This is a genomic window from Terriglobus sp. (assembly GCF_965201105.1).
Lineage (GTDB): Bacteria > Acidobacteriota > Terriglobia > Terriglobales > Acidobacteriaceae > Terriglobus.
In genome coordinates this window covers 3,942,988-3,956,571 of sequence record NZ_OZ241741.1, presented here as the reverse complement: position 1 = coordinate 3,956,571, position 13,584 = coordinate 3,942,988, and the positions used below count along the sequence as shown (strand labels likewise).

The 13,584-nt window shown below is 62.9% G+C and carries 10 protein-coding genes; 1 reads left to right on the top strand and 9 read right to left on the bottom strand.

The annotated features are described in order from the left end of the window. Nucleotides 1–38: 38 nt before the first annotated feature. The 9 genes from ACOFKT_RS17395 to ACOFKT_RS17355 form a co-directional block, all read right to left on the bottom strand. Nucleotides 39–794, bottom strand: a complete 756-nt coding sequence (locus ACOFKT_RS17395) for a gluconate 2-dehydrogenase subunit 3 family protein (protein ID WP_419805250.1) — start codon at nt 792–794, stop codon at nt 39–41. After that, entirely contained in the window at nt 791–1,768 is a 978-nt protein-coding gene (locus ACOFKT_RS17390; protein ID WP_419805249.1) for a hypothetical protein, read from the bottom strand. Before ACOFKT_RS17390 ends, ACOFKT_RS17395 begins: the two co-directional genes overlap by 4 nt. Further along, entirely contained in the window at nt 1,765–2,508 is a 744-nt protein-coding gene (locus tag ACOFKT_RS17385; RefSeq protein ID WP_419805248.1) for a cyclase family protein, read from the bottom strand. The genes ACOFKT_RS17390 and ACOFKT_RS17385 overlap by 4 nt, the downstream gene beginning before the upstream one ends. A gap of 99 nt (nt 2,509–2,607) precedes the next feature. After that, nucleotides 2,608–3,699 (bottom strand): enolase C-terminal domain-like protein, encoded by a 1,092-nt coding sequence (locus tag ACOFKT_RS17380; RefSeq protein ID WP_419805247.1) that lies wholly within the window; start codon nt 3,697–3,699, stop codon nt 2,608–2,610. A gap of 86 nt (nt 3,700–3,785) precedes the next feature. Continuing rightward, entirely contained in the window at nt 3,786–5,534 is a 1,749-nt protein-coding gene (locus ACOFKT_RS17375) for a thiamine pyrophosphate-dependent enzyme (RefSeq protein ID WP_419805246.1), read from the bottom strand. A gap of 128 nt (nt 5,535–5,662) precedes the next feature. After that, nucleotides 5,663–5,992, bottom strand: a complete 330-nt coding sequence (locus ACOFKT_RS17370; protein WP_419805245.1) for a fibronectin type III domain-containing protein — start codon at nt 5,990–5,992, stop codon at nt 5,663–5,665. Between the two features lie 51 nt (nt 5,993–6,043). Next, a complete protein-coding gene (locus tag ACOFKT_RS17365) occupies nt 6,044–7,225 on the bottom strand; it encodes a M28 family peptidase (protein ID WP_419805244.1) in 1,182 nt (393 codons plus the stop codon). A gap of 63 nt (nt 7,226–7,288) precedes the next feature. After that, nucleotides 7,289–8,371: a glycoside hydrolase family 43 protein gene (locus ACOFKT_RS17360; protein ID WP_419805243.1), complete on the bottom strand. Its 1,083-nt coding sequence runs from the start codon at nt 8,369–8,371 to the stop codon at nt 7,289–7,291. Nucleotides 8,372–8,556: 185 nt separating this feature from the next. Next, nucleotides 8,557–9,717 (bottom strand): glycoside hydrolase family 88/105 protein, encoded by a 1,161-nt coding sequence (locus tag ACOFKT_RS17355; RefSeq protein ID WP_419805242.1) that lies wholly within the window; start codon nt 9,715–9,717, stop codon nt 8,557–8,559. A gap of 304 nt (nt 9,718–10,021) precedes the next feature. Here ACOFKT_RS17355 and ACOFKT_RS17350 point away from each other — a divergent pair, with 304 nt between their 5' ends. Next, complete coding sequence (locus tag ACOFKT_RS17350) at nt 10,022–13,432, top strand: TonB-dependent receptor (protein ID WP_419805241.1); 3,411 nt, start codon at nt 10,022–10,024, stop codon at nt 13,430–13,432. Nucleotides 13,433–13,584 lie beyond the last annotated feature (152 nt).

The window sequence follows — 13,584 nt, the reverse complement described above, 5'->3', positions numbered from 1 at the left end:
CCCAGCGGCTTCGCCAGCGCACTGCATGTTTGGGTTTCTCAATGCGTACCTGCCTGCCCGTGCGCGGAGCCTTTGTGGCCGCTCTCAGGGTCGGAGTAGTCGCTGATCGAGTCGGCGGGCGCCGCCCATTCATAGCGTTCTTCGTCGAACTCCCACGGCTCTGTCTCGCCGTTTTCAAGCCGCATGTAACCGCGCGGGTAGGCCGGGCCGCCGTAGCCGACCTCATCCCACGACCACGGGTGCGCGTAGTAGGCGCTGCACGTGTCACTGACCAGCAGCGTCCAGAAGCGGCTCACGTTCATCTGTGCCCACAACTGCTTCGCGCCCGCGGGCTCGCCCTCGCTCATCGACTTCAACAGCAGTTCCTGCGAGGTGACGGTGAGCGATGCGAAGGGCAGGCTATAGATTTCCTTCGCCATGGCCTCGATGGCGCGGACGGCCAGGCGGTACGCCTCCTGGTCGGACGGCATGTCTTCGTAGCGGTAGCCTTCCAACTTGTTGACCGCGAGCCGGTGATCGAGGACGGGCAAGAGCGGGATGCGCTGTGCGGGCAGACGATCGTCCTGCGGCAGGATGCGGTCGAGCACTGCCAGCATCGTTGGCGCTTCTTCCGGCGTAAAGAAACGGAGCGGCTTCGGCGGTTCCAGCCGTTCTGTAACCACCTTGCGCGTGGCCGCGTCCCAGTAGCGGTACTCGCGCATCACACGCCACTTCGGGTAGTAGCCGGGCTGCACGCGCTGCGGCAGTGCCTTGCCGGTGCGCGGATCGGTCAGTGGGCTCTTGTTTTCGCTCATCGCGTCCTCTCCCTGCGCACCAGGTACGCCATCATGCCCAGCATGCCCGCTGCGGCGAACAGCATCGGCGCAAAGATCGGCGGACCATACAGCGTGTTGTAGAGCGGCTTTTTGCGGCCGCCAGGCTTTTTCAGAATGCCGCGAACGTGGAAGTAGGTGCCGACCACGCCATCGATCATCGCGAGCACGCTTGCCGCCGGAAGCAAGGTGTTTGCCACACGCTCGCTCTTCAGCGCGCCCAACGCAGCACCGCTTAACAACGGCGTGAGCAGGATCGGCGACCACTGAATCTTGTATTGGAAATTGTTCTTGTAGTGCGAGTAGAAGCTTTCTGCGCCAACGCAGACCGTGTACGCCGCCACCACAACGCAGAAGTGTTTCTGAAACCGGCCCACGCGGATGTCGTCGCGCCAGTCGTCGCGGCCGGTCAGTTCCATGCCGAGCGCTTTTGCGTCCAGCAGCTTTGACCCGGCTGCGCTGTCTTCCTCGCGCTGCAGATAGCTCGCCAGCACGCCAAGGTAGGCACTGGTGCCGAAGAGCAGAGGAGCGAACAGCGGGGGGCCCATGACGATGTTGGTCATTGGCATGCGCCATCCGCCCGGCTTGCGCTTGATGCCGCGAATGTGAAAGCCGAAGCCCACCAGGCCGTCCACCAGCGTGATCCACGAGGTCCATCGCATCCATGTTTCGGCAGCGCGGCGGGAGAAGAACGCCGCAGCGCCGGCGACCGTTAGCACGCCGGACAAAATGACCGGCGTATACATGACCGGGTTTGAGTAGGAGCCGCGGTAGTGTTCGTAGCCAACTTCCAGCCCGCTTACCGCGCTGGTGGCCGCGACCATAAGCGACATGGAACGCTGGAACCGCCCCTGCCGCATGTGGTCGAGCGCGGTGCGCGCCAACCCGCCAAACGGCGGCGGCACGAATTTCACCAGTGCTTTTGGCGAGGTGTCCAGCTTCGCAAGAACGCTCACGCAGGCTCCCGCATGAGTGTGATCTGCGCCGCAACTGCTTCGGGAATCTGCGGCCCGACCTGGTGGACCGGATCTTCGCGCTCCAGGTCACCCGCGTCCCACACGATCGCCCGCACCCAGGCGCCGCCCGTGTTCACGATCAGGATGGGCAGCGCGGCAAAAAAACGGCGCTTGCCGTCAAGCAGAGCGTCGGGAATGTGGATGTCTTCGAGCAAGAGCTTCTTCGCTCCGAGCAGCAGCTTGTGCGCGTCGGACTCGGCATGCTTTTCGGGGTATCCGCCGGTCGAAAGTCCATCGATTCCCATGCCTTTTACGCCTCGGTCCAGCAGGTATTGGGCGCCGTCGCCGCTCATGTAGGGCCAGCAGGTCAGAAAGCGTTTCGTGTTGCGGCGGCGGTCTCCCCATCCGGTCTTGATCAGGATCATCGTGTTCGTTGTGATTGCGCTTTCATGCCTGCGCAGGTCATCCGCGCTGATGCCGTGCTCGTCAGGCAAACCCTGCAAGTCGATCGCGACGCACGGGCCGTAGAAGTGCGCCAGCGGCAGTTCGCTAATCGTGGGCAGCTCCGGCAGGTAGTGAAACGGCGCGTCCACGTGCGAGCCGCTGTGCGTGATGAACGTGCAGCGCTCGACCGTCGCTTCGCCTTCAGCGGCAAACTGCTGGTACTCGGTCGAGTTCGGCGGTTGCCCCGGAAACTGCGGGGCGCCGTTGTAGTGCGGCTGGCTCAGGTCGTAGATCATGACGCGTGCTGCGGCTCCGTGGCTTTCCTGTCTGATGCTTTCAAGGGGAGTTTGCTTCGCAAGTTACTGTAATTGCCCGAACGAATATCGCTTGCGATCTTAGATGTCGTCGCGAAACTGCTCCGCATCCTGCCGCTTGAAGTCGAGCCCGAGGCCGGGCCTCGTCAGGTCGGGCGACATTGCACCGTTCACCGGCTCGCGAAAACCGTCGAAGAGCATGCGCTCGATGCGGGCGTGGTCGTGGAAGTACTCCACGTGCCGCAGTGGACGCGACGCGCACGCCAGGTGCAGGTGCAGGCTGGGAGCGCAATGCGCGGAGAAAGGGAGCGGGTGCGCCTCGGCCATGGCAGAGGCGGCCATGAAACCGGTCACGCCGCCGCAGCGCGTCGCGTCGGCCTGCAGCACATCGACAGCCTCGGCATCCAGCATGTTGCGCAGGTACATGTCCGTCCAGCCGTACTCACCGGCCGCAATCTCCAGGCCGTCAGGACCGTTGTCACGCAGCAGTTTCATGCCGCGGAGGTCGTCGGAGCTGACCGGCTCTTCAAACCACGTCACGCCGTACTCATGCCGGAAGCGGTGCGCGAAGTCGAGCGCCTGCTTGCGAGCGTAGGCGCCGTTTGCGTCGACGAACAGCTCGGTCTTGTCGCCAATCGCCTTGCGTGCCACGGAGACGCGCCGCAGGTCGTCATTGGAGTCCGTGCCGACCTTCATCTTCATGCGCGGGATGCCCTGCTCGACCCAGCCCGCGAACTGCGCGGTGAGCTGCGCGTCGTTGTACGCCGTAAAGCCGCCCGAGCCGTACACCGGGGCGCTGCCATGCGCCTGGCCGAGAAGCGCGACCAGAGGCTTGCCGAGCAGCCTGGCTTTCAAGTCCCATACGGCGACGTCGACGGCAGAAAGCGCGGTTGCGCCGATGCCTTCGCGCCCGTAGTTCCGCTGCGACACACGCATTCTGTGGAACAGGTCTGCACTCTGCCACACGTCGCTGCCGACAGCAATCTTGTCGATCAGGTCGCGGCACAACGGGGCGGTGACTGGATGGCTGTAGGTGTAGCCGAGCCCGGTGGCACCCTCAGCCTGCAGCTCCACGACGATCAGCGTCGTGGAATGCCAGCCAAAGGTGCCGTCGGCCTCGGGCGCGTCCGTTGGAATGGCGTACGACGTCGCGGTGCCGCGATCGATTTTCATTGCCTTCGCCGCCCAGGGCTGAAGCCCTACGTTAGTGCAGAAGTAAGGGGCCCTGATGGCCCCTGACTTCTCCTGACTCGCTGAACTTAGATGATCTGCCGCACGGTGTCGCTCGCCGCGGTCAGCGCAATCTTGATGCGGTTCGGTTCACCCTTTGCCAGCGCCTCGCTGAACTTCACGGCCTGCTTCGGCGTGATCTTTGGCGGCAGCATTGCGGTTAACGGGTCCACAACGCACTCGATAATCACCGGCCCATCGATCGCCAGCGCCTCATCGAACCTGGCGCCCGCGGTCTTCTGCTGATCGATGCGCACGCCCTTGGCGCCAATCGACTCCGCGAACTTGACGAAGTCAATTGGGAACAGGTCGCACTGGTATTCGGGATTGCCCTCAAACACCATCTGCTCCCACTTGATCTGGCCCAGCGTGTTGTTCTTGATGATTACGAACTTAATCGGCAGCTTGTACGCGACCGCGGTGATGAACTCGCCCATGAGCATGGTGAATCCGCCGTCGCCGACGACCGCGATGACCTGCCGGTCGGGGAAGGCCACCTGCGCCGCAATAGCATACGGCATGCCGCCAGCCATGGTCGCCAGGTTGCCGCTGCAGGAGTGCATCTGGCCTTTTTTGGCCTTCATGTAGCGCGCCCACACGGTGGTGTTCGTGCCAGAATCCGAAACAATGATCGCGTTCTCTTTGGTGCGCTTGCTCAGCTCGTGCCCGACGACCTGCGGCTTCATGGGCGAAGCGGAGTTCGTGCCTTCCTTCTCAATGGTGTGGTTCCAATCATCCATGTCGCGCTGCGCACGCTCCAGGAACCGGCGGTTACTGTTACGCTTCAGCATCGGCAACAGCTCACGCAGGCTCTTCTTTGAATCGCCGACCAGGCCGCTGTCGACCGGGAAGCGCAAACCGATACGCTGCGCGTTGGAATCGATCTGCACGCACTTCACGCCGCCCGGCTTGGGCAGGTACTCCATGTATGGATAGCTGGTGCCGACCATCAACAGGGTGTCGCAGTTTTCGATCACGTCCTGCGAAGGCGCGGTGCCCAGCAGACCGATGCCGCCGGTAGTGTATGGCGAGTCATCCGGCACCGCGGCTTTACCAAGCAGCGCCTTCACAATGGGTGCGCCAAGCAGCTCCGCGACCTGCAACAGTTCGTCGGTTGCATGCAATGCACCCGCACCGGCCAGGATCGCGATCTTTTTACCGTTATTCAAAATCTGCGCGGCCTGCGCCAGATTGCCCATGACGGGAAGATTGCCGGTGATCGCCATGACGCTGTTGGTGTGGTGCGCCACGTTGCGGTCGGAGCGCCCCTTATCGCTAAGATCCTGCAATTGAATATCGATAGGAATCGTGATGTGGGCGACGCCGCGCATCATCAGCGCGGTCCGGATCGCGAGATCGGCGGTCGGCTCCATGTGCGTGGGGCTCATGATGCGCTCGTTGTAGCAACACGCGTCGATGAACAACTTGTCGAGCTGGACATCCTGCTGGCCGAACGATCCAGTCACGTCAGTAAACTGCATGCCGGTAATGGCCAGCACGGGCTGCTGATCCATCTTTGCGTCGTACAGTCCGTTCAGCAGATGGATGCCGCCCGGTCCGCTGGTCGACAGGCAAACGCCCAGCTTGCCCGTGAACTTGGCATAGGCACAGGCCATGAATGCGGCCGATTCCTCATGCCGGACATGGATGAAGCGGATCTTGTCCTGCGCCTTGCGGAGCGCCTCCATGACACCGTTAATGCCGTCGCCCGGCAGGCCAAAGATCGTGTCCACACCCCACGCAACAAGCCGTTCCACCAAAACATCTGAAGAAGTCACCGTACTCTCCTGTCATCGGCTCTGATGGCGCATTCGGCTGGCCCGTTATCCCATGCGGCAAGATGACGCGGAGTAACGATCAAGTTTGCGTCGGCATATCGGGCGCCGGCGCACTGTTCGCGCACCACCTACCGCGCCGGTACGGGCGCCACCGCCTGGCTGCAAATCCCGTTGGCGCTGCACGCGCGCACGCCAAAGAAGACGTTGTCCTTCGACACGGGCAGGCGCGTCGACGTATCGCCCTTTGTGCCCGGGTACTGTGCCGCATCGGCCGCGTACTGCCAGTCGTTCACGGCGGTTTCACGCCAGACGATCTGGTAATGCACCGGTCCGCTTGCAGGGCTCGCCGGCGGCTCCCACGTCAGGATCGTGTCGTTGTCCAGGTTTGACGTGATGACCTTTACGTTCTGCGGCGTGCCCGGCGACATGGCCAGCGTGCCCAGCGTCGCCATGTTCAAGCGCGCTACCTGGGCGATGTAGTTGAAGTCGTCGAACTGGATCAGGTCGCCTTACTGCACGCCATTCTCTTCGCGCACGTTTTGGTGCTGGTGGTTGAAGTTCTCGCGCCACTCGGTAAAGCGGATCGCCGGAAAACCCTGGTCGCTGAAGCTCTTGTGATCGCCGCCACGCAGGAAGCGGTCGAGCCGCAGTTCCATGACGGAGCGCAACGGCAGCGGTTTCGCTTCGGCCAGATACGCGCGGTCCACGTCCAGCACCTCGCGCGCCAACTGCCGCGACGGCGTTTCGCTTTCGCCGCCCACGGCAAACGCGGCCCGGATCTGCTCGATCGGAGCGGTCGGCAGAATGCCCTGCGAGAAGACGCGGACGCGCGTCTTCGACTGCAGCGTGTCGCCCGGCGTGGTGTCGCCGCCGACAATGTCATTGTTCAGCACGCCCTCAAGCTGCCAGCCCTCGCTCCTGGCCAGCTTCGCCAGGTGTGCGGAGCCGTACAGGCCCTGCTCTTCACCCGCGACACACACAAACACCAGCGTCGCCGGAAACCTGTGCTGCGAGCCGTACCGTGCGGAAAAGACGCGCGCTGATTCCATGCTGACGGCGGAGCCGCTGGAGTCGTCGTTCGCCCCCGGCGCAAAGTCGTGCGCGTTCATCACGTCGTTGACCCGCGTGTCGTAGTGGCCGGTCACCAGGTACATGCGCTTGGACGCCGCCGGATCGGTGCCCCGCAGGATCGCGTAGACGTTGCGCAGCGGTGTGGGTTTGGCAATGCGCGACCTGCCTCCGCCATAACCCTGCCCCGGCTGCTCCACAAAGTCATCGACCTTCACTTCCAGGCAGCCGCCACACGCCTTGCTGTACTCCTCAAACTGCCCACGGATCCAGTCGGCCGCGGCGAGTATGCCCGTTCCGGGCTTCAAGTCCGTTTCGGTCGACGAGACGGTGGAGCGGTTGTTAAAGGCGACCAGGTGCTCGATGTTCTGCCGGATGCGGTCCGGTGACACGTCACGCAGCGCCGCCTGCAACTGCGCATCCGCAGGCGACACGGGCAACGGCTTTCCCGCTCGCGCATAGTCCGGCTGGTCTGATGCCGCGGCGGCTTTCGGGTGCTTTTGCGCACGTGCGCCGCCGCCAGCAACGGCGAGCGCGACCAGGCAAAGCGTCGCAAACCGCTTCGCAGAAGACGGGAAAGACGGCACCGCGGCCAGGGAGCGCAGGAAACGAGCAGATTGCATAGGTGTGACGATAGACGATGCACCGCCGCAAAAAGTCGAATGCCTCATCGGGGGCTGAAGACGTTACCTGCTGCTGTGCGGCGGCAACGGCCGTGCCGGAACACCCTGCGCCGTCATTACCACCGGTTCGATGTTGCCGGCAGCGTCAAAGCGCATGCGATCAATGGCCAGCACACGCTGGTTCGCTCCCGTTGTATCCAGCGGATGGCGGTGGTACACGATGTAGTACTCGTCCGTGCCCGGAATCTGCAGGACGGAATGGTGTCCGGGCCCGTTCGCCACCTTCGGATCGGTGCTCAGAATCTTGCCCGCGCGCACAAACGGACCGGTGGGGCTGCTGCTCTTTGCGTAGGCGACGCCGTAGCTGGAGTTGCCCCAATCGCCCTCGGACCACATGAAATAGTACACGCCGTTTCGCTTCAGCACGAACGGGCCTTCCGTGTAGTGCGCCGGTGTGATCTCGCGGAAGAGCGTCCCGTCCTGCATGGGAACGACGTGCAACAGGTCGCTGGACAACCGCGCCACGTTGCAGTGACCCTGGCCACCGTAGTACAGGTACGCGGAACCATCGTCGTCCTGGAAGACCATGGGATCGATCGGTTGCGCGCCGTTCTGGAAGTTGCCGATCAGCGGCTTGCCCAGTGCACCCACAAAGGGGCCGCCGGGCTTGTCGCTGACCGCAACGCCGATGCCGCCCGGAAACGTGTCGGTCTTCTGAATGTCATTCGCCGCGAAGAACAGGTAGTACTTGCCATTGCGAAAGACCGCGCTGGGCGCCCACATCGCATACGCCGCCCACGGCACGTTCTTCGCATCCAGCACGTCTTTATGCCTGGTCCAGTGCACCAGGTCAGGCGATGAAAATGCATCCAGCGACGTGTGCAAGAGGTACACCGGATGGATCACATGACCGTCACGCAGCTTCTGCTGCGCAGGGTTGAATGCGCTTGCCGGCCGCGGTGCCGTACCCGGGTCCGACGATGTGGGGTAAATCCAGTACTGCCCTGCAAAGACGTGTGCCTCCGGATCGGCATACCAGCCCTCTTGCCGCAGCTCCACGTTGCTCTGTGCCCGGCTCTGTGCCGCCCAGCCCATCGCGCACACCACCCATACCGCTGCCCAACGCAGCCACCCTGCTACTTGCATCCGCACGCCCCTGCTTCCGCTTCATCGCAACACAGGCATTGTAAGCAGTGCCGATGAGCTCTGATGTTGTGGAGCGCAACACGTGTTTCAGCCCCGCCGCAATCACGTGCCCGATCACATGGAAGCAGCAAGGAACTGATTTGCTATCAGGAAAGAAAGCCGCAAGTATTGTCTTTCGCAACTGTCTACCCTCGTAACATCGCCGCCGCCGTCCACAGCAGCGGCGCCTGCCCGTGAAAGTCGCCGGTGCGGCGTTTGCGCAGCAGGTAGTACTCCAGGCTGTTCAGCTTGTTGGTGCCCTCGCACACACAGGTCACGTTGCTGTTCTGGTCCACAAAGCCGACCAGGCCCATCCAGGCCGCGCGTGCCGCCGGCGCGTACGTCGCCTGGTCCAGCCAGCCATGCTTCACACCCGTGACCATGGCAAAGCTGAACATGCCGGTGCCGCTTGTCTCCGGCCAGGCCTCGTCGTGATCGATCAGCTGCCGCCACATGCCGTCCTTGCCCTGGTAGCGCAGCAGCGACCCCAGCATGGTGCGGTAGCCCTGCAGGATGCGTGCGTGCCTGGGGTGCGACGCCGGCAGATCGCGCAGCAGTTCCGCCATGCCCACGGCGAACCAGCCGTTGCCGCGGCCCCAGAAGAACGGTACATCGGGCGCATGAAAGAAGAGTCCGTTCGGCTGCTGCAGCTTGTCCAGGTACGCCGCAGCTTCCAATGCCGCGCGGTCCAGGTATTTCGTGTCCTTTGTCGCGCGGTAAGCCTGCACCTGCACGATGGTGATCATGTACATGTCATCGACCCAGAAGCGAGTCTCACCGGTAAGCCCCTGCGCATCCGGTTTCTGCCACTGCTTGTCCGCGTACTGCAGGCCCAGGTCCAGGTAGCGCTTGTCCTGCGTCAGAATGTAGAGCTCCAGCGGCAGCGCTCCGAACATGCTGAAATCCACGTGCTCGCCCTGTGGTGGCAAGAGCGGGGCCTCGCTGCCGAGCAGTGGATCGAAGCGCGCACGCAGCTTGTCGAGGAGCTCCTGATCCTTGGTGACGCGCGCGAACTCAAGCGCGCCGTACCACGCGCACACCTCGGGATACACGATGCGGTCGGCGTGGTAGTGCGCGCTGGGCACAAAGTGTTCCGCCACGGCCTTGCCCGCCTCCTGCGGTGTGTAGCCCTTGGGAAAGTGCTGCAGGCTGCTGCGATCGGCAGCGGACATCGGCTCCGGCGCTGCCATGTTCTCGTGCGGCGCGGTCGTGGTCTGCCCGGCCTGCGCGCGCAGGCCCGGCGTGGCGAATGCGGCGGCAGCGGAGCCAACCAGCATGTGCGAAAGCGATCGGCGAGTCAGGTTCACGTACGGCTTTCTCCTGGGGACAAGGCTTGGAAGAGCAGTTGCGAGTTACGAATTGCGAGTGATGAGTTGTCGGTGGTGAGTTGCCAGTGACGAGCGTTCGAAACACCACTCGAAAATTCATCCACACGACTCACAACTCCCATGAGAACGCGAGCACCTGTTTTACGCCGAGAACAATACCATATGGGAAACAGGGCTGGCGACGGCTCCGGCACCTTATTCCACGGCGTCGCCCCTTGCCACTGTCACGGCATTTTCATCGCTCCCTCACGGGCCCGACATAGAAGCCGCCCATGCTGGTTGCATGAGGCCTCTCTCTTCTTCTTTCCCGGCGCGGAGCTATACCGCGCGCGGCCTGCGGCTCACGATTACCGCAGCAGCCGCTTCGCTGGCGCTTGCCGCCACCCTGTGCAGCCCCATCGGCGTGTCAGCGCAAACCACCACCGCCCGCCTGACCGGCACGGTTAACGACCCCAGCGGCGCCGTTGTGGCGCACGCCACGGTCTCCATCACGAACCGCGCCACCGGCCAGGTGCGCACGGTTGAGACCAACGACCAGGGCCTCTTTATCGCCGTTTCGCTGCCGCCGGCCGTGTATGACATCGCCGTCACGGCCAACGGCTTCTCCGGCACGCAGCAAAAAAATCTGACCCTCGCCGTCGGCCAGGAGCTGACCGAGAACTACACGCTGCCCCTGGCGGGCGCGGAAACCAGCGTGACGGTCGACGCCGGCTCGACCGTCGACTTCGACACCTCCTCTGCCAAGATCGGCGCCAACGTCCCCACCCGCGAAATTCAGCAGTTGCCGATCAACGGCCGCCAGATCTCGCAGCTCTACCTGCTCGTTCCCGGCGCCACCAACTCCGGCTCCGGCACCTTTGACAACATCCATTTCTCCGGCCGCTCCGTCGAGCAGAACATCATCCGTCTGGACGGCATCGACGCTGGCTCCATCATCGATACCAGCCCCGGCAACCTGAACGGCGAGCTCACCTCCATCTTCCGCCTGCAGCAATCGCTGGAAGCCGTGCAGGAGTTCCGCGTCGACAGTTCCAGCTATCCCGCGGAGCTTGGCACCGGCACCGGCGGCCAGATCAGCTTTGTGACCAAGTCGGGAACCAACCAGCTGCACGGCTCGGCTTTTGATTACCTCCGCAACGATTTTTTCGACGCCCGCAACTACTTCAACCGGCGCAACACGCTGAACAACAGCCCCAAGTTCCGCCTGAACCAGTTCGGCGGCTCCGTCGGCGGCCCCATACTTAAAGACAAGCTTTTCTTTTTCGCCACGTATGAGGGTTTGCGCCAGACCTTTGTGCAGGCCTACAACCAGTTGACGCTGAGCGCCGCGGACCGCGCCACCATCGCGTCGACCACCCCGGCACTCACGCCGCTGCTTTCCGCGTTTCCCATCGCAAACAACACGGTCAACGGCACGCAGAACCAGGTCATCACCATCGGCCAGAACACGGTGAATGAGAACTTCGGCGACATCCGCTTCGATTACAAGATCAACGACAAGTTCAGCATGTACGCGCGCTACAACCGCGATCAGGGCGTGGCGTCGCAGGTGCAGGACGCCTCGCTCAGCCGCTTCGGCCAGGTTGCGGTTCCACAAAACGGCACGCTGGTGCTCAACCAGATCCTTTCGCCCAGGACCTTCAATGAATCCAAATTCGGGTTCAACGGCATCAAGGAGCGCGTGCAGGGCATTGCCGGCCCAAGCGGCAACGTCGACCTGAGCCGCACCCGTATCGCGATCGCCGGTCTGACCAACGTGGGTTCCCTGATCTCGCTGTCCTCTTCGTTTAATGGCGTGGGCGCTCCCTATACCGGGCAGGAGTACAGCTTCATCGATAACTTCTCGCGGATCGCCGGCAACCACAACCTGAAGTTCGGTGTGGAGGTCCGGCCGCGCTCGCTGTACAACGACCAGATCGGCGGCACCACCTACACCTATAACTCCGTCAGCGACTTCGCGCGCAACGTGCCGGCGATCATCCAGTTCTACGGCAACCTGAGCGACCCGAGCCCATTCACCGGCCTCAGCGGCAACGCGCAGGTCAAGCAGACCTATTACATCGGCTACGCGCAGGACGAGTGGAAGATCAAGCCGAACCTGACGCTCAGCCTGGGCCTGCGGTACGAGTACTACTCGGCGCTGCACGAAAACCGCAACAAGGATGTCTTTTTCAACATTCCCACCGGCAACATCATTCCCAAATACACAGGGGACTGGTTCCACTCCAACCAGAATAACTTCGGCCCGCGCATCGCCCTGGTCTACGCTCCGGCCAGCATGAATAACAAGACGGTGCTTCGCGCAGGCATCGGCACCTACTACGGACCCGGCCAAACGGAAGACCAGATTCAGCCCGAAGCGAACGACCGCGTAACCCGCACCTTTAACAACACGGGTGGCGTGGCCTCCAGCGGCAAGGTCTATCCGATCAACCCGGCGATGGATGTTTACGCCAACTACGACATCAACAGCCCGACCCTTGGCTACCAGCCGCGCGCGTACGCGCCGACTTACAAGGTGCCGGAGCGTGTTACCACCTACACTGCATCGATTCAGCAGGAACTGCCCGGACACATGCAGTTGCTGGCGGGTTATGTAGGATCGTCCAACCGCAACCTGTTCCTGCGGTCCATCACCAACCTGATCACGAATGTGACCACCAATCCAACAACCGGCGCGGGCACCGCGATCCGCCAGTTCGGCAACCGTTTCGCGGAGATCGACTACAAGACCTCCGGCGGCACCGACCAGTACCACTCGCTTCAGACCTCGCTGCAGCGCCGCTTTGGGAATGGTCTGTCGCTGGGTGCGCAATACACCTGGGCTCACGAGCTTGGCACCTCCTCGGGTTCCAACGAGGCAAATACGTCGCAGGAGCCGCTGCAGGTCTACGGCGCCAAGCCGGAATACGGCCGCGGCACCTTTGACATCCGCCACTCGCTCAACTTCACCACGCTGGTTGCCCTACCCTTTGGCAAGGGTCAGCGGTTCGATCTGGGCAACGCGCTGGATACGGTTGCGGGCGGATGGCAGCTTGGCGGCATCGTGAACTTCCGCTCGGGCGTGCCGATCGATGTCCTGATCACCCGCCCCGACGTGGCTTACCTGGGTGTGAGCGGAGCGGTCGCCGGCCGCACGCTTTCCGCACCAGTCACCGCCCCCGGTTGCGCTGTGAATGTGAACGGCGCGGTGTACGCCAACGTATGCACCGTTGCCGTTCAGAACGTGCCCGGCGGCGGCAACTCGCGTAATATCCGCCGCCCGAATCGTGTTCCGGGCGTCAACCCTTACCTGAAGCAGGGTTTGAACTTCCTCAACCCGGCCGCGTTCAGCATCCCGGCGGCAGGCACGTTCGGCAACTCACGCCGCAACGACCTGTCCGGCCCGAACCTGGCCCAGTTGGACCTGACGCTGCAAAAGGACTTCGCCTTCACGGAGAGGACCCGGCTGAAGTTCACTTCGGAAATCTTTAACGTGCTGAACCACGCCAACTTCGCGAACCCCGGTACGGTGCGCCTGTCGCAGGGCCTGCCGACCGGCACCGCGACCGCGGGAACCATCCAGCCGGGAACGGCTTTCGCTCCCGGCACCACGGGCAACGGCAGCTTCGGCGTGCTCAGCAGCACGGTCACCAACCAGGTTGGCATTGGCGGCGCGCGCCAGATTCAACTCTCGCTTCGGCTGCTGTTCTAACCGCGTTCACTCTTCCTCAGGGCAGCAGCTACGGCTGCTGCCCTTTTTGTTTCGCCACCCGGACCTGCCATGAAGCCGCCGGTCTTAACGCCGCTATTCATCCCGGAACGGAACGAAGCACCTGCCTGGAGAAACGCTTTGACGCAAATTTG

What these genes read in the sequence shown, in the direction of transcription:
- ACOFKT_RS17365 (WP_419805244.1), bottom strand. Translation starts at nt 7,225, where the DNA reads ATGCAATCTGCTCGTTTCCTGCGCTCCCTGGCCGCGGTGCCGTCTTTC.
- ACOFKT_RS17380 (WP_419805247.1), bottom strand. Translation starts at nt 3,699, where the DNA reads ATGAAAATCGATCGCGGCACCGCGACGTCGTACGCCATTCCAACGGAC.
- ACOFKT_RS17395 (WP_419805250.1), bottom strand. Translation starts at nt 794, where the DNA reads ATGAGCGAAAACAAGAGCCCACTGACCGATCCGCGCACCGGCAAGGCA.
- ACOFKT_RS17360 (WP_419805243.1), bottom strand. Translation starts at nt 8,371, where the DNA reads ATGCAAGTAGCAGGGTGGCTGCGTTGGGCAGCGGTATGGGTGGTGTGC.
- ACOFKT_RS17385 (WP_419805248.1), bottom strand. Translation starts at nt 2,508, where the DNA reads ATGATCTACGACCTGAGCCAGCCGCACTACAACGGCGCCCCGCAGTTT.
- ACOFKT_RS17350 (WP_419805241.1), top strand. Translation starts at nt 10,022, where the DNA reads ATGAGGCCTCTCTCTTCTTCTTTCCCGGCGCGGAGCTATACCGCGCGC.